This window comes from Shewanella violacea DSS12, assembly GCF_000091325.1.
In the GTDB taxonomy this organism is placed as follows: domain Bacteria; phylum Pseudomonadota; class Gammaproteobacteria; order Enterobacterales; family Shewanellaceae; genus Shewanella; species Shewanella violacea.
This window is the reverse complement of the sequence record NC_014012.1, coordinates 1,330,109-1,353,392: the sequence shown is the minus strand read 5'-3', so window position 1 is coordinate 1,353,392 and position 23,284 is coordinate 1,330,109. Positions and strand designations below refer to the sequence as shown.

Genomic DNA, 23,284 nt, shown 5'->3' with positions numbered 1-23,284 from the left:
CATCATTTAAAACTGTTAGCAGCTCTTTCAAAATGTCAGTATCCATCTCAATACCAATAAACCGACGACCTAGCTTTAATACACCTTCCCCGTAGAGTCGCTTTCCATAAAGCAATCAAGCACCACCTCATTTCGCTGTAATTATATGCTCGAGCATCGGTGCTAGCTTCTGACATGGGGGTGTTCGCGCCCATTTCAGCGAAAAGTCCATAGTTAGCCTGTAGACCTTGATACAACTGGGCTACATAGCATCGGCACATATTAAATGGCTACCATCGGACACTATTCGTCCGTTAACTGGTCAGCTATTACACTTACGGGGTAAGTCGAGATACGTGTAAAAACAGGTCGTAAGCGTCTAAAATGTCGCTCTATCCCTTGCCTTCCTAGGTTTTAGGTCTTCTTGATTAAATTCAGAAAACCGTTACGTTCTATTGGTTGATGTATGGTACATGGGGCAATCTACACCTAACGATTACAGAGGGACCAATACCTTCCGAGTCACTAAGATGACCTCGCATAAACATAAGACACTAGGGCGATGGCTTGAACTCATAGAACTCATAAGCACAGTCACAACTCATTGCGAGTTTATGACCAGCGATGCAGAATATGCAGCGTTGTTGTTTTCGAAGAGAAGCATGATGAGTGACTTATTCATGAAGTGAACAGACTGTTCGCTTCATGTCGGTTTGTGGGCAAGCCTCGTTGCGAGAGACTGGTCCTACAGTTTCTCCTCACTCTAATCTGTCTCACTTTTGCTTTCTAGCAGAAGTGCCGGAGGTTGATCATTGAATACGCCAGTGTTTTCAACGCGTAGTGCAGATGACTTAGCCGTTCAAAACGAAGTAAGAGTCGCTTAAATTTGTCTTCCCAGGCGAAAACTCGCTCGGTTGTGGTGCCATCGCCATGGATAATACTGGTGTCTAGGAGGACTGATTTATGCAACTGTAACACTGTACCTTCAAAGATCCGGTCAAATAAATTATGAGCCTCCCAGAATCTAAAGCGCCGATATACTCTGGTGTAATGGATCTCTGGATCACCCATTTCATCCTTTTCAATCGGGAGCATTGATCACTGACAACCGGTGTGTAGGAATCGGAGGATGTAATTGAATATTTTGTAGTCACTCAGTTTAGTTGGAGGTCCGTATTTAGGTTGTTCGGGCAAGTGCTGTAAGATAAATAGAGTAAAGGATTCTAATGATAAAGAGGTCGGTATCGTCTGCCATTGCTGGTTTTTTCGATTTTTGGGCATTAGTAGCTTTGTCTTCAGACAAAACGAGAAGCTTACAGCAATCCCTTAATCCTTAAGGTTTCCAGAAAAATTAGATCAATTTATAATCCGCAATGAGTTGGACGTCAGCCTTGTTCTTCATTAAGTACAAGGCTGAATTGGAAGCGGGAGATGTGATTAAATGTTTAACTCTTTACGATGAAGATAATTATCAACGCCGAGCTAAGTTTGCTCAAGCGCGTGCTCGTTAGACTAAAACTTGAGCCTTTTTCATGAATAAAGCCCCTAAGTTGCAATTCCCTCCAGATATATCTGTAGAGCGACAAGGTAAAACTTATGTCATTTTTCGTGTTGGAGTCGGTGAGATCGGCGGCATTGTACTGAGTGAAACCGCACAAGGTGATACTCAACTTCAACCCTAGCTTAAAGTTGAGTTAGACAGCAAGTACATACGATGAAACGAACTATTGAATAAGTTTTTTACCGCTTTTGTACTTAGACCCACTTTGCGACAGAATCACATTTATTGCGGGAGAGCCCGTAGTACGCCTATTAAATACTATTCTTCTTCGTACTGCTTAGGAATGCATGAAACGCTAACACATGAAATTTTATCTGAAGAACCTTCATCAACAAAAATTGCAGCAATAGTATGATTATCAAAACCTAATAGTTGTGTATCACCGCTTTGTTCACCAACTGACATTGTGCGTCCATCAGTTAATGTGAATTTGATGTAATTAATTGCATATGTATCACCTTGAACGACTTTTACGGTATCTACAAATTCACCATCAAGTGAAATGCTAACAGGATTAGATGTTTTAACACCCATATCGTAAACATCACCATTTTCATAAGTGATTTTAAGGCAACCGACACGACGATAACTATTAATTTCTACACTATCCCAACCCTCAATTTTAACTATCTTGTTTCTATGTCCATCAACCATAACAGGTAACAAAGGCGGGCCAACTTCAACAGCTGTTGCCATCCTTGTCATGTTAGGCGTTAAAACACCGACCTCAACAGAATAAGATACAGATGTACTTATAATTGAAAAATCAAGTGATTTACGTGATTGTATTTCAGACCAGATTTCAATGTGTTCAAATCCATTTAAAGCACAAAAAGCACGAGATCCCATAACTTCATTATATATGTTTTCACTATTAGCATTACTGTAAGAGTCAGAATCAGACCACTTAGCATATTTTTCTATATATTTTTTAACATCTTTATAAATTTCATCTATGTTTCTACTACATTTATCTATATCAGCACTATCAAGTCCAAAGTTAGCTTTATTATCTAAACCAAATGCCAAATATGATAATTGCAAACCAACAGTAATAGATAACAGTGGCATTGTTGCATAAGCTATAAATTCAGAGCCTTCACTTTCAAATTTAAACTGTTCTTCCAATCCAATTATATAATTTGAAATTAAGTTTATATAATCATCTTTTGCAGCTGCAAACCCGTAATTTTCTATAGTTCTATTAATATCGGCTATTTTATCACCGAGTGAATTTACAATTCCGTTTAATATATCGTTTATAGTATGAAGTGTAGCTTCATCAATCATTGATTGAATTTCATTTCTTTCCATTTCCCATAAGTTTTGTAAAGATTCACCTGATGCTCCAGTAGGCCATAATATTTTAACAAGTGTAGATAAAATACTTCCAACATAAGGTATTTTTTTAAGTCCAATAGTCAAAGCGACTTTAAATGCATAAGCATGATCATGGTAAAAATCATCTAATGTATAACGACCACTACTTTTTAATTCTATGTTGTTTTTCTTTTCCATTGTTACGATATATTCATTATTCATTTTAGATTCCTATAAAAATAACGGGGAAATTCCCGTTATTAACTATCATTTAAAATTTTAGTATTCGCAATTCCCGAACGCTGTTGATTCTTTTTTGTTATAAGCAATGATTCGCTGATAATAAAAAGCATTTGACGGATGAGCAATATAAACAGGCTTACCATCAGGTGGGATTATTGTTGTAGATGCACATTGCCATCCACCAAATGGTGGAGCCCATTCATAGTGAACTTCCATTTCTTCACGACCTGTATTTATAACCGTAATATTCACACCAATTTCTGGAATGATTGGCGTATTTTTTTCATACATCACATATCCGTCGTTTGGTGCAACTTTAAAATTAGCTGTATAACGAACATCAGCAGGATTAACACCTATTTTTACTTCTAAATCACTCATAATTATAATTTCCATCTTTTTAAAGTGTGGGGAGCTCAAATGCTTACCTATCACTACATAACGGTGAATTTAGGGCTATGTTGCAATGGATAACACTTAGCCCGAAAGTGCCTTAGGTGATCGGGCAGGTTTATTGATAACGTGCTTTTCTCGACCTGTAACGTAAAAAAAAGTGATTTATGCTTAATTACAAAAAAGTTAATAGTCGCTACTGTGGTTTTAAAGTACACAATTGCGCCTGGTCAAGCATCCAAGGTTTTGAGTCATTACGAATGCTAAATAAAGAACAATGGCTTGAGCTCATAGAACTTCACAAGCAAAGCCAATTAACGATTGTTGATTTTTGGGCATGGTTCAAAAAAAGCGTGTTTTAGTGAACACTAGGCACTCGTCATCCTGCCAAGAACTGGCATAGAAATCATTAGATTGTTGAACCAGCTTAAGCGGCTAGAGCTAGCCGCTTAAAACGAGTGAAACCTAGCATCTCCAACCAATGTTGATGGCTTGAGCCACTCAAAACTTCAGCTGGCGTTTTACCTTGCATGTAGTCGTGCAGGCTTCTGAGAAACACCTGGTGATTCAGATAAAACCGGATGAGATCCAGACTCTCTGAGGTGATCTGCTTGCGAGCATCGAGATAGGGGCGGAGTCTGCTATTAAAATTCTCAATCATCGAGCTGCACCGTGGGGTTGCTGCGAGCACATTCAGCACCTCATCCTCGATCTGTTCGTACAGTTTTCCCAGGCGTGAGGCCAGTGCATCGGCTTTATTATGGTAACTGAGCGTCTGGATATCGTATCGGACCACGTAGCACACATCCCTAACATCTTGTTCGGAGATACTGTAGCGAGACGCGATTTGCTGAAACTCGCGGTTTAACACATGGCTTGCAGCAAGAAGTCCTACCTTCTGATGAATAAGAGAGCCTATAAATGCTTTTATCCGGGGTGAGAGAGCTGCAACAGTAGACAGCTCGGCCAGGACGAAATCAAACAGCATTTCCCTATCCATAGGGTTACAGCCGGCTAGCTGAAGAATATCGTACTGTAGCCAACAACCGAGAGTGGTGACATGACGATATAAATATTCAGCCTGAATCACCTCCCTGCTGCCACGGGCCAACTTAGCTGAGAAGGTATTCCCTTTACTTTTTAACTTCGCTCTCTCCATTTGCTCAAGCAATTTAATTTGGCGAGTGACGGCTGACTCCTTTTGGTTTTTTAGATACCTGATGAGCTCTTTACAGGATTTAATCAGATGGAAATGATCAAACCGAAGCTCAGTGTCTGGTAGCACATCCTTAAATGCCTTGATCATTCCAGTGCCGTGGTCACTGATGTTTACCATAGGCTGAAAGCCTTGTTCCATCAGGTCAAGAAGATGAATAGTCCAGGTGTCGGCATCACGACAATCCTCACGAGTCAAACTTGCACAGTAGCGGCTTCTCACATCAACAACGGCCAGATGGGGTTTGTTACGATGATAGATTTCATCAGAGGCACTGTGTTTGATTGAACTCAACGAATAGAGAGCATTGTTTGCTGCTGCGCTTCGGCAGGCCTGGTCGTGGATATTGAAGATGGTGCCAATGCTCATTTCAGTGTCAAACAGGTCCCGTAGAAACAGTTGCGCATCCCGATAGCTGCCCTTGCAGATAAGCAGAATTCCCAGAACAATCTGGTGAAGGAAAGCCTTATTGACTGGCAGGTAGAATAGAACGGTGTCTTCTTGTTCAGATATCATAAAGGCATCATCGAGCGCCGCCAGTGCCCGGAGTCTCTGGGCGTAGACCGTGTTCCTGCAGACGCGATGATGTTCCGCTATGTGAGAAATGTTATTTCCGGAGATGGCTTGCTGGCCGATTGACTTCTGACATTCTGGGGATAGGCGCTTTTGCATCTACTGCTCTTGAGCTGCTCAATAAAGGTGGTAGCTCAGAATTTTAGCTTGATGCTTGTAAGCAAACCACTCTGGATTTGCCTCATGCGAAGTCTAATTGAATGACAAAAGTGTTCACTTGATTTGAACCATGCCCACAATTTGACACGAAAGGACTGTTTAGAATTGGTTAGGATGCAACAGAAACACACCTAACCACTTGTTTTAAATGGTAACACGTTGTTTGTTAAAAGCTTTAAAAGGCCTCATCTGAGGCCTTTTGAACATTATTAGTCTAGCAATATCGAGTTTGTAGACTTACAGGCGAATGCCCGCTTTGGCTAAATCTTTGGCTGTCACACTGCGTGGTAGTGGCACATAACCATCTTTCTCAACAATTTGCTGACCTTGCTTAGACAGTGCAAACTTCAAGAATTCACGGTCCATTGGGGATAGGTCTTTGTTCGGATGCTTGTTCACATAAACATAAAGATAACGTGATAGTGGGTAAGTGCCGCTTGCCGCATTAGCCGCATTAGCTTCGATATACTTAGTGCCCTTCTTCGCAATGGCCACCGCTCTCACGCCTGCAGTCTTGTAGCCTATGCCTGAGTAACCTATGGCATTGAGTGACTGAGACACCGACTGTACTACAGACGCAGAACCTGGCTGCTCATTCACGTTCGCTTTAAAGTCACCTTTACACAGGGCTTTCTTCTTGAAGTAACCATAAGTACCCGATACTGAGTTACGACCATAAAGCTGCACATCACGAGCCGCCCAACTAGATTCCAGACCGAGATCCCCCCAACGCTTAACATCACTGCCGCCACACTTATGTGTCGCCGAGAAAATGTCATCAATCTGTTGGATGCTCAGACCTTTAATTGGGTTATCTTTATGAACAAATACCGCTAAGGCATCGATAGCGACACGAATTGCCGTAGGCTGATAGCCATAATGCTTCTCGAACGCTTCAATTTCATTCGGCTTCATCTTACGGCTCATAGGACCGAATTGAGAAGTCCCTTCAGTGAGCGCTGGAGGTGCAGTAGAAGAACCAGCCGCTTGAATTTGGATGTTCACGTTAGGATAAATTTCTTTAAACTCTTCGGCCCAAAGCGTCATCATGTTAGCCAGAGTATCTGAACCTACGGAAGATAGGTTACCCGATACGCCGCTTGTTTTTTCATAGTTAGGTAGTGACGGATCGATTGCAGCGATTGATGCTGCAGAAAATACACTAGCGGCTGTTAAACTAACCGCGCCTATAAGCTGTTTCAGTTTCATTCTTTGCTCCAGTGTTAAGCGTACTTGCTCATTAATTGAGTTAACATTAATACCAATCTCACTAAAATAGGTGCTCAGTTCAGAGCCACTCAGGCCTTTCAATTCAAGACGCATAGATAAAAAAATGGTTACTCCCTTTTAAATCAATGCAACGCAGAAGTGGAATGCCTGAGAGGCTCACATAGTGCGGGTTTCAAAGCCCTTTATGCTGTGTTAGATGCTTTCAATATAGAATAACTATTAGCTTCAAGCATCCGCCTTGCCTATAGCACTTTGAACTCCCGCTGAAAGAGCATATATTTAGTAGGATTGATATAAGTTGCTGCCAGTATCTGTTTCTCTGATGACAAGTCTATTACTCTGGCGTGACACTTAGATGACAATGTGCATTTTAAGTGAATTTTTAATGTCTATTTAAGCGATATATCTTAGTGGCCTTTTTACCCTGAGCAGAAATCAAAAAAGCAGACTCAAGGTCTGCTTTGATGTGAACCCATCATATCCTTAATCGGATTGATGAGTGCCTTCGATGAGATTAGTCGGAATAACGAAGCTAAATGTACTGCCCTTACCAAGTTCACTGTCAATCATTAACTCACTCTGATGGTTGCTCAAAGCATGTTTAGTGATGGCCAGGCCTAATCCCGTGCCCCCTCGTTGACGGGTTCTGGCACTGTCTACTCGATAGAAACGCTCGGTGAGCCGGCCAATATGCTGGGGCGCTATACCGTCACCACTGTCGGTGACGCTAAACAGGCCGCCTGTAGCGACTCGCTGCCAACATATGCTTATTTGACCACCCGGTTCTGTATATCGAATCGCATTAGAGATGAGGTTAGAGCAAGCACTCCTGAGTTCAATCTCATTGCCATAGAGATGATAGTTGGCCTCACAATCAAAAATCAGATTGTATTCACCCTGAGAAAGCGCATTTGCCTCCTCTTTTAATACCTCGATCATATGGTCCATATTAATAATATTGCTTAAATTCAATTCAACAGAATCTTCTATTCTAGATAAGACTAAGAGTTGTTCGACCATAGAGCGCATGCGATTGGTTTGTTGCTGCATCTGCTCCATGGCCTTAATATTTGGCGAACCAGGTTCGGCCATGGCCTGCATCATCTCCAGATAACCTTGCAGTACTGTGAGTGGAGTTTTAAGTTCGTGGGATACGTTAGCGACAAAATCTTTGCGCATTCCCTCAAGCTGCCTCACCCGGGTGATATCTCTGGCAATAAGCAGGAACTGCCCGGTGCCATATCCCATGATACGGATCTCCAGGATGTGCCCCTCTGAAAGTGGTGATGCCAACTCGAATGGCTCTTGATAGGCGGCTTTCTTGAGGTATTGAGCAAAGTCAGGGTGACGAATTAAGTTATCAATTCTTTGGCCATTATCCAGTGGCCAGACAAAACCCAATAACAGCTGGGCCAGCTTGTTACACCAGATGATGTTGTGCTCAGAATCTAACACCACGGCAGCATCCGGAAGCGCCTCAGCCCCTTGCCTGAAGCGGCCAAGCAGAAATGCTAACTGGGAGACACGTTTACGGTTTTTGCCCTGAAGGCGATAGATACCGTTGAAGACCCCTTCCCAACTACCACGACCATTGGGCGGTGTTAACCGTCGGTCACGCCATAACCAAAAATTGAGTCTCGAGAGTTGACGATAATGCCAGAACAGCAATGCCACAGTGCCGATCAGCAGAACCCAGACAACCTCGCCCAGGAGCAGACCAAGAATAAAACATAACACCAGATAAGTTACTAACCGTGATAGCAGTCGATAACCGGAATAAGAATCAAACATAGAAATCGCATCGAAACCATAGGTAAGAGACGGGCACAAGATAACCTAAATTAGATCTCGTGCCTAACGCTTTCAAGCTAAGTTAGAGTCTCGTTGAGAATCGGTAACCCGCACCGCGAACCGTCTGAATTAAACGATCGTGTTCAGATGGCTCAATCGCCTTACGTAAGCGCCTTATATGCACATCAACCGTTCTATCTTCTACATAGACATTGGTGCCCCAAACGTTATCGAGTAACTGCTCACGACTGTAGACTCGCTCAGGATGAGTCATAAAGAAGTGCAGTAACCTGAATTCTGTCGGCCCCATTTCCAATACCTGATCCCCGACGGTCACTCTGTGACTGACTGGATCCAACATAAGCCCCTGAACATCTATAGGCTCTTCTAGACTGGTCGGTGAACTGCGACGTAACACAGCCTTAATTCTAGCCACTAGCTCTTTTGGAGAGAATGGCTTAGTCATGTAGTCATCGGCGCCGACTTCTAGGCCACGAACCTTATCTTCCTCTTCACCACGCGCGGTAAGCATGATGATAGGGATCTGACGAGTAAACTCATCTTGGCGCAAGCGCTTAGCCAGCTGAATGCCACTGCCACCTGGAAACATCCAGTCTAATAAAATAAGATCGGGATAGGGCTCCGATATCATATTTATTGCCGAATCAAAATCTTCAGCTGATGTCGTGTTAAAACCATGTTGATCTAGAACAAATGCCAGCATCTCTCTGATAGCCGACTCGTCTTCAACAATTAATATCTTAGCTGTCATATACAATCTTCTGTTAGTGAATGTTCACGCATCATTATTGGTCATTTTTATTACAAAATTATGATCGGCTAAACTTATATTGTCATAAAGTGCAGATTATTGTCATAAAACCTATGGTACTGGGTTAAATGACAGCACAAAAAAAGGAGACTTAAGCCTCCTTCTTGTTACTTTGTTCTTTAATTAGAACAATTAGAACTTATGTTCGATACCTAGACCGAGAAATTTGTCATCGTTTTCAACTTTCTCGTAGGAACGGTTGGTATAGAATGCCATAAGCTTAGTCGGTTTACCTAGCTTGTAATCGGCACCAACACTCCATGAATCACCTTTATTTTCCATATCTTGATACTGAGTTTTCAATATCAAGGCATCGATAGTATAAGCCGCACTCAATAGGTAACCTGTGTAGCTGTCACCATCGAAAGAATTGACGACATCATTTTCTTTGTCGTAAACATAAACCTTTTCTTCCTGTTGATACATGGCACCAAGTTTAAATCCGGCTATCTTGCCCTGAACCGTTGCACGAGCGACTTCATAACCTTTAACGTCTGAGTCATAGGCGATAGAGGCATAGACAGGTGACTTTTTAAGACCCTTGTCGCCATACATGGCAGCCAAACTGTAACCGTCTTGCGTTAACTGGTCATCGTCACCACTTGCCGCATAAGTCACACCGAACTTAAACCCACTCATTGATGGTGTGATATACGTGGCGGTCTGTGCAATGCGGTTTTCACCCTTAAACAGTTTTTTGATATCGCCGGACAGGTCATTGAACAGGTCGACTTTACCTTGGGACTTTTTAAGCATGGTATCGTTACGGCCCACAGCGATTGAGCCGAAGCCGCCTCTGAGACCCACAAATTGATTACGAGCCTTGAAATTCTCTTTCACGTCATCGCCGGTATCAACTTCATACTCGATAGTATAAAAAGCTTCTAATGAACTACTGAGCTCGAACGCACCTTTCACACCAAAACGTGATGCATTACTTTGAATCGTAGTCTCAGTCTCACCATTAACATCATTAGACTGAGCCGTGATATTCAACTTACCGTAGACAGTGAGAGGATCTGCCGCATGTGCAGAAGCTAGAGTGGCAGTAGCGAGCGCAGAAGCGAGTAAAGTTTTACAAAAAACGTTCATCATTTTAATCCTTTCGACGTATCTGTTCGTCTTAGTTATTGGTTTGGACGGACGAAATACTGCAACGTTTCTGTTGCAGTTTTATTTCAATCTAGATCAGTTTTCATAAAAAACCAGAAATTGAGGAAAAAAATAAAAATAAATCCCATATACATCAAGGGATACAGAGCGACAAAAATGAATGTGACAATTTGATGAATTATGCTGGTTAGCGCCCTATTCATAAGTGTTTACAGGTTTACCCGGGACTGACAATGTCTTACACTGCGGCTTCATTTTTTGATTGAGCGCTTATTATGTGGTTTAAAAACCTGACTGTTTATCGTTTTAATAAACCTTTCTCTGTTGACACTGAAGCTCTTGAAAAGTCATTGGAAGACTTCACTTTCTCCCCATGCTCAAGTCAAGACATCAGCAAATTTGGTTTCTCTAATGCTCTGGGTAAAAAAGGCCAGACTCTGGTTCACAGTGCCAGCAATAGACACCTTATCTGTGCCACCAAAGAGGAAAAAATCCTTCCTTCACAAGTGGTAAAAGAAGCTTTAGAAGATAAAGTGGCTCAGATCGAAGCCGAAGAAGATCGCAAACTCGCTAAGAAAGAGAAAGACGCACTAAAAGATGAGATAGTCATCACCTTATTGCCACGCGCCTTCTCTAGACGTAGTCAAATTCGAGCCTTGATCATCCCAGAGATTGAGATGATCTTAGTCGATAGCTCGAGCGCGGCTAAGTCTGAAGAGTTTTTGGCTCTGTTACGTAAAGCCATGGGTTCACTGCCGATCATCCCTCTGAGTTTTAAGGCACCTATCGAGAGTCAATTAACCGATTGGGTTAAGACTAACTCGACCCCGGCACCTTTCGAGATGCAAGATGAAGCTGAATTTAAGTCAGACTCAGATGAAGGTGGTATCGTCCGCTTTAAACAACAAGATTTGACCGAAGCTGAAGTCTTGGCCCATATCGAAGTCGGTAAGCAAGTTCATAAGCTAGCGCTACATTTCGGCCAATCGATTGCTTTCTTATTGCAATCAGATGCTGGCATCAAGCGCCTCAAGTTCTCTGAAGAGTTTAGAGCCGGCAATGATGAAGTAGGTACCGAAGATCCTATGGCCAGACTCGATGCCGATTTTGCCTTGATGGGAAGCGAGCTTATCGCCTTGATGAACTCACTGGTAGAAGTATTAGGCGGACTGGAAGAGAGTATCTAACTCTCTTTCATTCTGATTTAAAAAAGCCCCTGGCAACAAAAATTGTCAGGGGCTTTTTTAATTGCCAATTAAAGTTTAACTATCCGATTTTAACTCGCCCTTATTATCGAAAGGCCAATCGATACCCAACCAGGCTTTAAAGAAGGCTTTCTGACCTCGGCTTGGTTTATCCACACTCAACACCTGCAACTTGTCAGTCTGTTGCTCACCCATTTTCAGCGTTACCTGTTTGAGACGATCATCACTGAATAAGCTCACCACAACTTGATCCCCCGCCTTAAAGTCTTTGATTCTAGACTCAAAACTTTTGCTGGATACTTTCAGGCCATCGATAGCAACGATTTCATCTCCAAGCACTATACCCGCATTCCAAGCTGGTCCATCACGCAGGACTTCAGAAAGTATCAGTGAGTCATCACTCAACTTCATACCTGTATAGGCAGTAGCTTTCGAATCATCCCCATAACCTGGCTTTAAACCCACATTTTCTAGTAAAGAGGTGAAATCCAGACTCATAGGTGAATTAACATGAGTCTGCCACCACTGCTGATAATCTTCGCCTGACAGGTCTTGTAAGATCTGTTTTACATCGGAAACGGAATAACCCACCGGGAGTTTATGCTGATTGTAGAGGGCCTTATGAACATCACGATAGGAGTGGTCGAGATCTGTGTCATTAAGCAATGAAAAATCCAGGGCCAGGGATGCGAAATAGCCTTCAGAATAAATATTGGCACTCTGGTTAACCGCATAATCCCCCCCCGTGCTCGCCCATTTGCTGACACTTGCCTCTTGTACTGATTGAACTTCACGTCCAGGCGTCTTCTCACTCCGAGCGATTCGTTTCGCTAGGTCTTCAAAAAACTCTTTAGGGGTGATAACTCCGGCTCTGAGTAACAACTGGCTTTGAAAATAACTCGTCGAACCTTCGGCAATCCATAACAGCTCAGACATGTTCTCTTTCTGATAGTCATAGGGCACTAAGCCTTGTGGCCTATATGCCTTCACGTTCCAGGTATGAATAAACTCGTGGGAAGCGGTTTTAATGAAACCTAAATAATCTTCTCTCTCACGATAACTGAAACGAGGACGCTGAATTATAGTCGAGTTAAGATGCTCAGTTGCACCTCGAGCACCACTGGTAGCATGCACCATGTAGACATAACGCTCAAACGGGTATCCATCCCAGATAGCCCCAACCTGACCACTGAGTTTCGAAAGGTCTGTCACTATCTGCTCTATGTCATAGTTCCCCTCTCCCCAAATGACCAATTCATAGTCCCTACCATCGGTGGAAAATGCTCTGTGGTGACTGATGCCGGTCTCAATTGGAGAGTCCACCAGCACATCATAATTGTTGGCCACAAACGAATGAGGTTTTCCTCCAGACTCCATACCTGAATAGCTTTGCCATTCATTTGGCACGGCCAATTCGACCTTGACCTTCTGGCCCTTAAACTCTGGGCTATATACCAAGCTACCACTGGCATCCAAGAAAGCATGAGTCCCGTCTATATGACCAACCCTTTGACCCAATTGATTAGCATATAGCTGATAAGTCACAGTGACGGACGTTGGCTGTTCAAGCTCAACCGTCCACTCTCCGCTCGCAGTCCGTGTATAGGGTAAGCTGTTACCCGCTTCATCTTTTACACTAAAATATCGAATACCATCGGCCAAAGGTAAGACTTGATACTTACCTGTACGCCACACAGGAAGGTTGATTTTTAGCTCTGTGGTTGCAGACTCGGGAAAATCAACCTCGACCTTGGCCAGATGATGCTGAGAGTCTGTGAGGTCGATGCGATAACTAACGTCTGCCAAAGCCCATGAAGAAATAAACGCACTTAAGGTTAAAATTGATAAAGGGACAGGTTTCACTCTTGATTCCTTCTGTTATGATTGTTATTTATTTTTATAATAAGATCGAGAGTATATCTCTATTTCGAAGACTAGGCATCACTAAAAATCATGCCTCTTCGGGTCTGTTTTGAAACATTACAACCACTGACATAATGTCTATTAAAAAAAGCAAGGTGTCTGTTTTATATGCGTATTATCTTTGTACTTGTGATATTCACTCTGGTTTTAGCCGCCCCTTCGACTTACGCTCAAGATCATATCGCCCTTGAAATTAAGTTCAAAGAATCACCCATTGAATTGTTACATGATTTACAGGCCTCCATCAGCTTACCCATAAAAGCCACTAGTCTCTCAGCTTTTGAACGAGTAGCCAGTGACCAAGGTTATAAACTCGATGAGTTAAAACAAAAGTTGCAACTGCTCACACGACTCTATCTCAGCAGCTATGTGAAAGAGCAAAATAAATACCGCAAAACTGAAGAGTTATTGTCACTCCTCAAGGTGATCAGTACCACAGCCTACGATGAAAGCTATCTGCAAGTATTAAGTGGAAGATACATAGCCAGGAGTCGACATGATTATCAGCAAGCACTGCCCTATTATGACCAAGCTCTGGCTCTGTTAGAGAGCGAGACAAATCTGCAGACTCAACTGTTAAAACAACTGATACATTTTCATATTGGCAGCCTACATCGTATCTTACATCAGGATAAGCCAGCCCTGATGCACCTGAAACTCTATAGAGAGTCGACCTATCAGCTGGGGAATGATTACTTAATTGCCCATGCCGAAGCCACTTTAGGCGCTTTCTATAATATGCGCGGGCAATTTTCTTTGGCCTTACAACATTACAGCGAAGCACTTAAACTCTCAAATCACCAGAAAAAACCTTTTTTCAAGGCCGATTTACAGCTACAACTGGCACGGGTATATCGAGACCTAGAGTCCTGGGATCAAGCCATCCAGTATGCACATGATGCAGATAAAGGCTTTAAGGCCCTCAATATGGATCGATTACGCGCTCATTGCATGACTGTAATCGCTATGGTTCATGCCAATCAAAGCGACTGGAATAAGGCTATTGATTACTATCTCAATGCCCAGCAGCTCATTTACAAAGATCAAAATATGCTTGCTCAGGCGTTAAACTATCATAATTTAGGCGAAGCCTATTTTCAAAACGGCAACACCAAAACCTCTTTTGAATTTCTGTTTAAATCCAATGCCATTTTTCTATCTAAAAAAAGTAACCATTATCTTGTGTTTAATGATCTCTTGATTGCCCAAGTTGCCACAGCGGATAAAAATTGGCGACTGGCAGTAAAGCATGGCAACTTAGCCTTAATGAATGCCCAGAAGCTCGAACTGAAAGGAGAGCAGATAGAGGCATTACAATATCTGTCTCAGGCATATAGAAACCTTAAACAGAATGATAAAGCCTTTGGGACACTGGATAAGCTTATTGCCCTAAACTTGTCCATGCCAGAAACACAAAATACTCCCAGCTATGACACCTCATCGGTACTTGCCGAACAAAAATTAAAACTTGAAGTCAATAAGATTCAGGGTGAGAAAGAGACACTCAGATCTCAGTTAGCACGCTCGAGACTGCTGTTGATTACCTCTATTATTTTGGTGTGCTTAATATCACTCATAGGGGTAAACCAATGGCGAAGAAAAAGCCTATTAGCAGTTAAGTTATCTGAGGCAGAAGATAACGGCATTATCGAGCCAGTGAGTGGTTTACCTGGTTATAAAGGCTTCATCGAAGAGCTTGAGTCTCCCTACAAGGACACACCTTGTACCCTTGCATTGATTTCTCTAACGGGCCAATTAAACGCGGATATCAAGCAAGGTTTTCAGTGCAATAACAACATGAACAAAATTCAGCTCCAAGCCTTAGATAGCGATTTTTCAGGCAGTGTTTACCTTGTCAGGCCAGGACTATTTATTCTGTGTTTAACTGAGGAGATCACCCCAGATGAATTATTGCAAAGGTGCCGTAACACCATAGATAAAGATTATGGAGACACTTGTATACATATGGGCATCCTGCCACTTCCTCTATTGATGGACCCGGACATTAGACTGTCGCCCCAGATTCACTTTGGCGCGGCACAGATGACCCTGGCGGCCGCCTTGAGCCTAGGGCAGGAAGCAGATTACTATGTTTCCATTAAGGCATTAAACTTTGCCCCATCGGCTATCTTCACAACGCCTCTATATTTACACTTGGAAAAAGGCATAATGCGCGGATTATTGAAGGTCAATACCAATGGCGACAAGAAAGACATTCTCTGGCCCAGATGGAAAAGCCATGAACATCTGGATGTAACAGAGTGAATCTAATCAAAATCATTAATATATCGCGTTATATTAAAATGAGATTTGCACTCCAAAGGGATTGCTATAACATTAGTACTACTAATTTACATTCAAAATACTATTTTTCATTTTTTGCCTTGAACTTGAAAAAGTAGGAAACGGTTAATGAAGGATTCGATGGCAAACACTTCTCAGCTCAGTTTATTAAAACAAAAACTTCATACTGCTAGAGTCGCACTCGATAGCATAAACGAAGATAGAAATGATAAGTTGAAAATACTACTGCAGTTTATTGGCCATCTGAGTCTTGCTTGTAAAGGGCAAAATCTTGAACTCGATAACAAACTTGCTAAATTAAGACATCATTTTACTAATTTCGAGACTGTCGAAGAATCACTGCCTGAATTAGTTGAAGTTGAACAACTTCTTAAACAACAATATAACCATGTCATGGTTCAACTCGAAGACAGTAGAGCCAGCTTATCTAGGGTCATCAGACAGATACAAAGAGTCCAATCTGTACCCGATAAGGTCAAGAAAGAGATTAATTACTTCAAAAAAGATCTCACTAAGCCTTTCCATACTTTCTGGGATTATATCCCCAAAATCGAGAAGCTAGTTGGCTTCTACGAAAGCATATTGGAAGAACAGCTGGCACAGGGTGATAAATTTGTCGTGCTACCTAAGCACCGTCAGTTGGCCCATGAACTTGCTCAAATGATCTCAGAAATTGAATTTCGAAAAGATCAGCGGGATCGAATATTCGCACTCAAAGAAGAACTCTCTAACGATATTGAAGTAGACAGCCTTATCGAAGCCTATCAGACTGTGCTTTCTCTGTTACTGGACAATATTGCCAGAGATAAATCTGCTTCCCAGGAGTTTCTCTTTGCCTTAAATGACGCCCTATCGGCAGTCAGAGAAGTGGTGAGCGACTCCTACAACGACAATCAACGCAGCTTTCAACTCAAGAAGCAGCTTAATCGTGAAATTAATACCTGTGTCGATAACGTCGGTGAGGCCATCATAGATATCGATGATATTCACAGTCTAAAGTCTCGAGTCACAGAACAGTTGGCCTCAATTAGAGCGGCTCTAGGACGTAAAGAAGCCTTAGAGGAACGTGAGCAGGCCCTGCTTCGCAAGTCTATGGAAGCCATGCGCAAAGAGCTTAGCAGCCTGAGTAAGGAAGCCAATACCTTTAAGGAACGACTATTTGAGCAGCAGAAACTCAACTTACTCGATACCTTGACCCAGCTGCCTAACCGAGCCGCACTCGAAGAGAGAATGGAGCTGGAATTTCGTAATTATCAGCGTCATAAACAACCACTCTGGGTCGCTGTGGCCGATATCGATCATTTTAAAACCATTAACGATAGTTTTGGCCACAGTACCGGGGATAAAACACTTCAAGTCATCGCCATGGCGCTGAAAAACTCACTGCGTGATACTGAATTTGTTGCCCGCTATGGTGGTGAAGAATTTGTGCTGATTATTCCTGATGTTAACGCCACAGATATTGCACAACTTTTGAACAGAGTAAGAGAGAAAGTAAAAAGTATTCCTTTTAAGTTTAAAAATCAGAGAATTACAGTTACAGTGTCTATAGGTGCAGCACAGATTATTAATAACGAGCTCATCAATGAAACCTTTGATAGAGCCGACGCAGCACTGTATCGAGCAAAACATGAAAGCAGAGACAGAGTGATCATTGACGTGTAGCCTACACCCGTAAGACTCTTAGATATTTTGATAGGCTGGCACCAAATTTAACGGTGTCATAAATACACATCATTGCACTCCCGTCACAGCTAAGGAGTTACTATGATTGTAAAAGTCAGCCCTAAAGGAAGCATGGATCAGCTTTCGCAAATGGAAGTCGATCGTCTAAAACAGAGTGCTAAAAGCGAACTCTATCAACTTTACCGCAACTGTTCATTGGCCGTGCTCGCATCAGGCCTACTGAGCGATAACGCCGAAAACCTTTTCGAGCAATTCAATGATTTCAACATTAATGTCCTACGCCGAGAGCGCGGTATTAAGATTGAATTGACCAACCCCCCCGAAGCCGCATTTGTCGATGGCAAGATAATCAGAGGTCTTCAGGAACACCTGTTTTCCGTGCTAAGAGATATCGTTTATATCAGCGATAAATACGAAAACCTTAAAGATATCAACCTGACCAATTCTAGCCATATCACCAACGTCGTCTTCGATATTTTACGTAATGGCCAGGTTATTCCATTGGAAGATCCCAATGTCGTCGTATGCTGGGGTGGTCACAGCATTAATGCCATCGAGTACCAGTACACTCGAGAAGTGGGCTATGAGCTTGGTTTAAGAGAGATGAACATATGTACCGGTTGTGGTCCCGGCGCCATGGAAGGTCCCATGAAAGGAGCGACCATAGGTCACGCAAAGCAACGCATATCACAAGCAAGATATGTGGGACTCACAGAACCTAGTATTATCGCCGCCGAACCCCCGAATCAAATCGTCAACGAGCTAGTGATCCTTCCCGATATAGAGAAGCGTTTAGAAGCCTTCGTCCGTTTAGGTCATGGCATAGTTATTTTCCCTGGGGGAGCCGGCACCGCCGAAGAGTTGCTCTATCTACTCGGGATTCTACTCAATAAAGATAACCAAGGCATGCCCTTCCCCTTGGTACTTACCGGCCCTAAAGAGAGCGCCGATTATTTTATCAAGATCGATGAGTTTATCGGAGCCACCTTAGGTGAGGAAGCTCAGAGTAAATACGAAATTGTCATCGATGACCCGGTGCGAGTCGCCAGAATTATGAGCCACGGTATGGATCTGGTCAAAGAGCACCGAAAAAATACCGGTGACTCCTACCAATATAATTGGTCACTGAAAATTGAACCCGAATTTCAGCTGCCTTTCAATCCCACTCATGAGATGATGAGCAATCTCAACCTGTATTTTCAGGATAACAAGGCGGAACTTGCCGCTAATCTGCGCAGGGCGTTTTCAGGCATAGTCGCGGGGAATGTGAAGATGGAGACCATCAAGAGTGTTAAGAAACATGGGCCCTTCGAAATAAAAGGCGACCCTAAGCTTATGGCTATGATGGATACTCTGCTGAGCGCATTCGTTAAACAACAGAGAATGAAATTGCCAGGTAGCGAATATGTCCCTTGCTACAAGATAGATAATTAAACAAGACCAAGCATACCAAGGTCTGAATTATGGCCAAGCAAGCTGTGAGTAATACCAGCTTGCTGAGCCAGCTTTACCTCACAACCAAGCGATAAAACAACAGATGAACACTTTTTTAATTATTGACGGCTTAAATCTGGTCCGTCGAATTCATGCAGCGCAACCCAATGAGAACGATACTAACGGACTCGATAACAGGGTAGCTTCGGCCTGTAATAAGTTACTCAAATACCACCAGCCTACCCATGTGGCAATAGTCTGGGACGGCAAGGAAATCTCATGGCGAAAGCAGCTGTTCGAAGATTATAAAAAAGGGCGAAAGCCCATGCCTGAGGCGCTATCTGAGTACTTACCAGGTTTAAAGCTGCATCTTGCTAAAATACATGTGAATTCTCTGGATGCTGCCTCCGAGGCCGACGATGTCATTGCCACCTTAGCCAGCAAACTCGCCACCAGTGGCGGTGAAGCCATCATAGTCTCGACGGATAAAGGCTTCACTCAGCTCAATCATCCTAAGATCAAAAGATGGGATCACTTCAACAAGGCCTATCTGACAGTAGAAGAACGCGAGCAGAAACTGGGGGTTCAACACTCACAGTTTATCGATTATCTGGCCTTAGCCGGAGACAGCGGTAATAAGATACCGGGTGTTCCGGGTATCGGTCCGAAATCAGCCGTAGAGTTATTAAAGATATTTCGCTCTCTAGCCAATATTTATTCTTCTATCGATGAAGTGGGAGCTAAACAGGCTAAGAAGCTCGAAGAGGGAAAACAGATGGCTAGGCTTAGTTACAAGCTGGTTCAGCTGCAACTTGATATGCCCTTAAAGGCTAATCTTAGCCAATTTAGATTGCCACAGTAAGCAGTAGTCGCGAAATCCACATAAGATATGATTAGACAGAAGGCACCAACTTGTAAACATTAAGTTACCATCTTGCTGTTTACCTTGTGAGATGAAGTGGGTATCTTATAGGGCTGCATAGGTATAATTTATCTGTGTTATCCCGTTATTATGTATCAAGGACCTAGCTCGCAGATGAAATCTAAAGTTCCAGTCATTATCGGCTCTATTTTTGCTGCCTACACCGCCTTTGTCGCTGTCGTGGTTCTCGTCTATGAACCGACACCCGATGAGATGCACTGGGAAGACAGGCAGGCTTACAACAATGCACAACTAGCCGATATCATCATAGGCCAGAGCTTGTCAGACATAAAGCAGCGAATGGGCAAGGCGGATTTTTCGGAAGCGAAAGTGACTGGTGATGATGCATTGCAGGTACTCTTTTATCGTACTCACCATGCTCAATCCGATGGGAAAACAACCAGAGACGAATGCACCCCGCTGTTATTTAAGAATCAACAACTGATCGCCTGGGGATCTGATACTTATGATCAATATCTTGCGGCAAGCATAGGTAGCTAAATTTACAATAGATCTGTTTCTTATACTGATTGCTATAAGAAACAGGCTAGCAATTAAATACCCCTTGGTATTCACCGATAACTAGCCTAGTTCGACTTACCCTGTGCCTAGAGAAGCTTAGTATGTCACTCGTGCCTCTTGACGCAAGACTTCTCGCTTGGCTTCAGCTTCACGGCGTAACACTTCAATCGTTTTCCTTGCATCCGTATTTGATGTTTGTAGGCGCTTTTCTTCTCCCTGATTAAAAGCTTCCCATTCAGCCTCTCCTTCTAATGGCACTACTGCGTATAAACCCGCCGAAAATGTAGCTAACAAAAATAGAACATGACTCTTCAAGATTAACTTTTTCATTTAAAGCTCCTTTTTAATGAAATGGCTTAATGCCAATCAATGTAGATGGTCCTATTTAAGAAAATACATTTGATAAAATGTAACAAACAGATATGACAGTAGCGAGTCCCCTGAGTCTTAATAAAGACTATGTATTAATAAAGACTATGCATTAATAAAGACTATGTATAAATTACCTCAGCTAAAATCTGCGGGGTTAAGCTTAGATGTCAAAATGTGATCTTGCCACTGTCCTGCTATCTGCAAATAAGATTTAGCCAGACCTTCGGTTTCAAAACCTAGGCTAGCTAAAAGCTTGCCACTGGGTTTATTTTCCGGGATGTAATTGGCCATGATCCTATGCAATCCATGCTCTTTAAACATGTAATCTATTGCGGCAGACAAAATTTCCCCCATCAAGCCCTGGCCTAGATACTTTTCGGCAATGGAATAGCCTAAGTTGCATGCCTGAAATGGGCCTCTGACGACATTAGAAAAATTACACACACCAATAATCTCTTTGCAAGCGGTCACATTCTCCTCACCATGCTCAGGCACAGATTCATCTCCCAAGAAAGCAACAAAATGAACCGCTCCGCCATTGGCAAACAGCTCATTACTGGCCTGTAAGCGTTTCCTTACGGAAAATTCGCTGAAGTATTCCTTGCCTCTAAGGGGCTCCCAAGGAGAGAGGTGCTCGCGATTGTCTCGATAATAATCCCGCAATACTTGGTGATCATAATGCTGCAGCAAGGTCAGCATACATCTGGCTGTTTTTATTCGAGGGACGATTATCATTAAATATAAATCCTCATTTTTACTCGGAATGCTATAACTTATCTGCCACCAGCAAGATCCATAAAGGTGCCGGTCACATAGGAAGCTTCGTCTGATAGCAACCAGGCTATTGCGGCAGCAACCTCTTCCGGCTCTCCACCTCTGCCCATTGGGATCATAGGCGCGAGGCGCTTCACTCTATCTGGCTCGCCCCCATCGGCATGCATACCAGTATTGATAAATCCAGGCCTGACACAATTAACTCGAATACTATCATTGGCCACCTCGACTGAGAGGCCTCTAGTCAAGGTATCGATAGCGCCTTTAGATGCCGCATAATCGACATATTCACCTGGAGCACCTATTCTGGATGCCGCCGAGGAGACATTCACGATCGCACCACCGTATCCTCCAGCGGAAATAGACATACGTCTCACCGCTTCTCGGCAACAGAGAAAATAGCTGGTGACATTATTACTCAGTATCTTATTAATCCGCTCAGCTGTCATATCAGCCACTTTCATCTGGGGCATCAAGATACCGGCATTATTAACTAGGGCCGTGATCCTACCCAGTTCACGATCTAAGGTGTTGAACAGCTCAACAACCTCAGCCTCAATGGAAACATCCGCCTGCAGTGCTAGAGCCTGACAACCTTTAGCTTGTAATTCAGATACCAGCTGCTGGGCAGCTGGCTTATTTTGTTTATAGTTAACCCCGATTGCATATCCATGATCCGCCAAATATCTCGCAGTCGCTGCGCCAATTCCGCGTCCACCACCTGTGATCAATGCTACTTTTTTCATGCTGCTCTCCTTGGTTAACCAAAAATTCGTGAAAGTTAAAATAAAAACTCAGGCTAACAAGTTAAACTGATAAGTCATTTATTACTTAAAATACCTTCTGATAATGTTCGACCTCAGGGAAAGGCTCATAGAAATGATGCAGTGAGGCGCACCACTCTCGGTATTCAGGCGAGCCCCTAAAATCATGGGTATGGTCTTCAAGAGCCTGCCAGTTAACCAAAAGAATATAACGAGTCTCTTTTTCCAGGCATTTTTGTAACTGATGAGAAATATAGCCTTTCATCCCTGCTATTATTTTTTGAGCCTGCTCAAAAGCGGCCTCGAAATCTTGGGTTAAATGAGGTTTTACATCTAGTATTGCCACTTCCAATATCATGGTTAATTCCTTTGCTAGCTAAGCTATAGACCGTTTTATAAACAGGTTTATTTTAAAATGCACTCTAATGACAAGAGATGATATCTAGAGCATCTATAGCCAACGCCTGACGCGACTTAGATATGCCAAGTATTCATCAGCAAACTTTTCAGTCAAATAAGCTTCCTCCGCTCGAATAGCCAGAAAATAGACAGCAATACATGACGGGAACACACTCAGCATCAACCAGACATGACTGAAAAATAGGCCTAAGCCCAAAGGAATTGTACAAAATGCCAGATAAATAGGATTACGTGAGTAGGCGTAGATGCCTGTGGTGATAATTGTAGAAGTGGATTTCCAGGGTTCTATATTGGTGTTAACCCGCTTAAACAGCATAGCTAAATACAATAAAGCCATGACTCCCAAAATGGTTATAGCCAGGCCTGAGTATGCTAATGCCAGTGGAAAGTGGATATCAAGGGGGCAGAGCCAGTCGAGTCCAAGAGCACATAAAATAAAGAAGATAAACACCAAGGGAGGCGGTATACGCACCCCAGCACCTCTAGAATCATCCATCTATGGCATCCTTATTTTAAGTTAAATTATCGACTTAGCTGAATGAAATCTA

21 protein-coding genes and 1 pseudogene are annotated in these 23,284 nt (G+C 42.8%); 9 read left to right on the top strand and 13 right to left on the bottom strand.

Annotated elements, in window-relative coordinates; translation table 11 throughout:
* Nucleotides 1-1,352 precede the first annotated feature (1,352 nt).
* Entirely contained in the window at nt 1,353-1,490 is a 138-nt protein-coding gene (locus SVI_RS21385) for a hypothetical protein (RefSeq protein ID WP_013050439.1), read from the top strand.
* Nucleotides 1,491-1,511: 21 nt separating this feature from the next.
* Nucleotides 1,512-1,661 (top strand): hypothetical protein, encoded by a 150-nt coding sequence (locus tag SVI_RS21380; RefSeq protein WP_013050438.1) that lies wholly within the window; start codon nt 1,512-1,514, stop codon nt 1,659-1,661.
* A 137-nt stretch (nt 1,662-1,798) separates the two neighbouring features.
* Here SVI_RS21380 and SVI_RS05415 read toward each other — a convergent pair whose 3' ends face one another.
* Together SVI_RS05415 and SVI_RS05410 are read right to left on the bottom strand one after the other, a co-directional pair.
* Nucleotides 1,799-3,082, bottom strand: a complete 1,284-nt coding sequence (locus SVI_RS05415) for an insecticidal delta-endotoxin Cry8Ea1 family protein (protein ID WP_013050437.1) — start codon at nt 3,080-3,082, stop codon at nt 1,799-1,801.
* A 57-nt stretch (nt 3,083-3,139) separates the two neighbouring features.
* Nucleotides 3,140-3,484, bottom strand: a complete 345-nt coding sequence (locus SVI_RS05410; protein ID WP_013050436.1) for a hypothetical protein — start codon at nt 3,482-3,484, stop codon at nt 3,140-3,142.
* A gap of 192 nt (nt 3,485-3,676) precedes the next feature.
* Here SVI_RS05410 and SVI_RS22055 point away from each other — a divergent pair.
* A pseudogene (locus tag SVI_RS22055) lies at nt 3,677-3,777 on the top strand (IS6 family transposase); the annotation flags it as partial.
* A gap of 146 nt (nt 3,778-3,923) precedes the next feature.
* On the opposite strand, the gene SVI_RS05400 reads toward SVI_RS22055, so the two are convergent.
* The 5 genes from SVI_RS05400 to SVI_RS05380 form a co-directional block, all read right to left on the bottom strand.
* Nucleotides 3,924-5,384, bottom strand: a complete 1,461-nt coding sequence (locus SVI_RS05400; protein WP_013050435.1) for a hypothetical protein — start codon at nt 5,382-5,384, stop codon at nt 3,924-3,926.
* 297 nt (nt 5,385-5,681) lie between these two features.
* Nucleotides 5,682-6,653 carry a PstS family phosphate ABC transporter substrate-binding protein gene (locus tag SVI_RS05395; protein ID WP_013050434.1) on the bottom strand — a complete coding sequence of 324 codons (972 nt, stop codon included), beginning with the start codon at nt 6,651-6,653 and terminating at the stop codon, nt 5,682-5,684.
* 504 nt (nt 6,654-7,157) lie between these two features.
* Entirely contained in the window at nt 7,158-8,465 is a 1,308-nt protein-coding gene (phoR, locus tag SVI_RS05390; RefSeq protein WP_013050433.1) for a phosphate regulon sensor histidine kinase PhoR, read from the bottom strand.
* An 82-nt stretch (nt 8,466-8,547) separates the two neighbouring features.
* The gene (gene phoB, locus SVI_RS05385) at nt 8,548-9,237 is read right to left on the bottom strand and encodes a phosphate regulon transcriptional regulator PhoB (RefSeq protein ID WP_013050432.1); all 690 of its coding nucleotides are present in this window, start codon (nt 9,235-9,237) and stop codon (nt 8,548-8,550) included.
* Nucleotides 9,238-9,429: 192 nt separating this feature from the next.
* Nucleotides 9,430-10,392: a porin gene (locus SVI_RS05380; RefSeq protein ID WP_041419719.1), complete on the bottom strand. Its 963-nt coding sequence runs from the start codon at nt 10,390-10,392 to the stop codon at nt 9,430-9,432.
* A 293-nt stretch (nt 10,393-10,685) separates the two neighbouring features.
* Here SVI_RS05380 and rdgC point away from each other — a divergent pair, with 293 nt between their 5' ends.
* Nucleotides 10,686-11,597: a recombination-associated protein RdgC gene (gene rdgC / locus SVI_RS05375; protein WP_013050429.1), complete on the top strand. Its 912-nt coding sequence runs from the start codon at nt 10,686-10,688 to the stop codon at nt 11,595-11,597.
* Nucleotides 11,598-11,672: 75 nt separating this feature from the next.
* On the opposite strand, the gene SVI_RS05370 is transcribed toward rdgC, so the two are convergent.
* On the bottom strand, nt 11,673-13,478 hold the full coding sequence (locus tag SVI_RS05370) for a M61 family metallopeptidase (RefSeq protein WP_041419718.1): 1,806 nt from the start codon (nt 13,476-13,478) through the stop codon (nt 11,673-11,675).
* A 168-nt stretch (nt 13,479-13,646) separates the two neighbouring features.
* On the opposite strand from SVI_RS05370, the gene SVI_RS05365 reads away from it, so the two are divergent.
* The 5 genes from SVI_RS05365 to SVI_RS05345 all read left to right on the top strand — a co-directional run bounded on the left by SVI_RS05365 (nt 13,647) and on the right by SVI_RS05345 (nt 20,385).
* Nucleotides 13,647-15,803 carry a tetratricopeptide repeat protein gene (locus SVI_RS05365; RefSeq protein WP_013050427.1) on the top strand — a complete coding sequence of 719 codons (2,157 nt, stop codon included), beginning with the start codon at nt 13,647-13,649 and terminating at the stop codon, nt 15,801-15,803.
* 147 nt (nt 15,804-15,950) lie between these two features.
* On the top strand, nt 15,951-17,507 hold the full coding sequence (locus tag SVI_RS05360) for a GGDEF domain-containing protein (RefSeq protein ID WP_013050426.1): 1,557 nt from the start codon (nt 15,951-15,953) through the stop codon (nt 17,505-17,507).
* A 102-nt stretch (nt 17,508-17,609) separates the two neighbouring features.
* On the top strand, nt 17,610-18,962 hold the full coding sequence (gene ppnN, locus SVI_RS05355; RefSeq protein ID WP_013050425.1) for a nucleotide 5'-monophosphate nucleosidase PpnN: 1,353 nt from the start codon (nt 17,610-17,612) through the stop codon (nt 18,960-18,962).
* 103 nt (nt 18,963-19,065) lie between these two features.
* Nucleotides 19,066-19,824, top strand: a complete 759-nt coding sequence (gene xni / locus SVI_RS05350; protein WP_013050424.1) for a flap endonuclease Xni — start codon at nt 19,066-19,068, stop codon at nt 19,822-19,824.
* A gap of 174 nt (nt 19,825-19,998) precedes the next feature.
* Nucleotides 19,999-20,385 carry a DUF3192 domain-containing protein gene (locus SVI_RS05345; protein ID WP_013050423.1) on the top strand — a complete coding sequence of 129 codons (387 nt, stop codon included), beginning with the start codon at nt 19,999-20,001 and terminating at the stop codon, nt 20,383-20,385.
* A gap of 117 nt (nt 20,386-20,502) precedes the next feature.
* Here SVI_RS05345 and SVI_RS05340 read toward each other — a convergent pair whose 3' ends face one another.
* The 5 genes from SVI_RS05340 to SVI_RS05320 all read right to left on the bottom strand — a co-directional run bounded on the left by SVI_RS05340 (nt 20,503) and on the right by SVI_RS05320 (nt 23,232).
* Nucleotides 20,503-20,736: a hypothetical protein gene (locus tag SVI_RS05340; RefSeq protein ID WP_013050422.1), complete on the bottom strand. Its 234-nt coding sequence runs from the start codon at nt 20,734-20,736 to the stop codon at nt 20,503-20,505.
* A 177-nt stretch (nt 20,737-20,913) separates the two neighbouring features.
* Entirely contained in the window at nt 20,914-21,513 is a 600-nt protein-coding gene (gene rimJ / locus SVI_RS05335; protein ID WP_013050421.1) for a ribosomal protein S5-alanine N-acetyltransferase, read from the bottom strand.
* Between the two features lie 38 nt (nt 21,514-21,551).
* Nucleotides 21,552-22,298: an SDR family oxidoreductase gene (locus tag SVI_RS05330; RefSeq protein WP_013050420.1), complete on the bottom strand. Its 747-nt coding sequence runs from the start codon at nt 22,296-22,298 to the stop codon at nt 21,552-21,554.
* A gap of 85 nt (nt 22,299-22,383) precedes the next feature.
* A complete protein-coding gene (locus tag SVI_RS05325) occupies nt 22,384-22,674 on the bottom strand; it encodes an antibiotic biosynthesis monooxygenase family protein (protein ID WP_013050419.1) in 291 nt (96 codons plus the stop codon).
* A gap of 93 nt (nt 22,675-22,767) precedes the next feature.
* Nucleotides 22,768-23,232, bottom strand: coding sequence for a methyltransferase family protein (locus tag SVI_RS05320; RefSeq protein ID WP_041419717.1), 465 nt, complete (start codon nt 23,230-23,232; stop codon nt 22,768-22,770).
* Between the last annotated feature and the right edge of the window lie 52 nt (nt 23,233-23,284).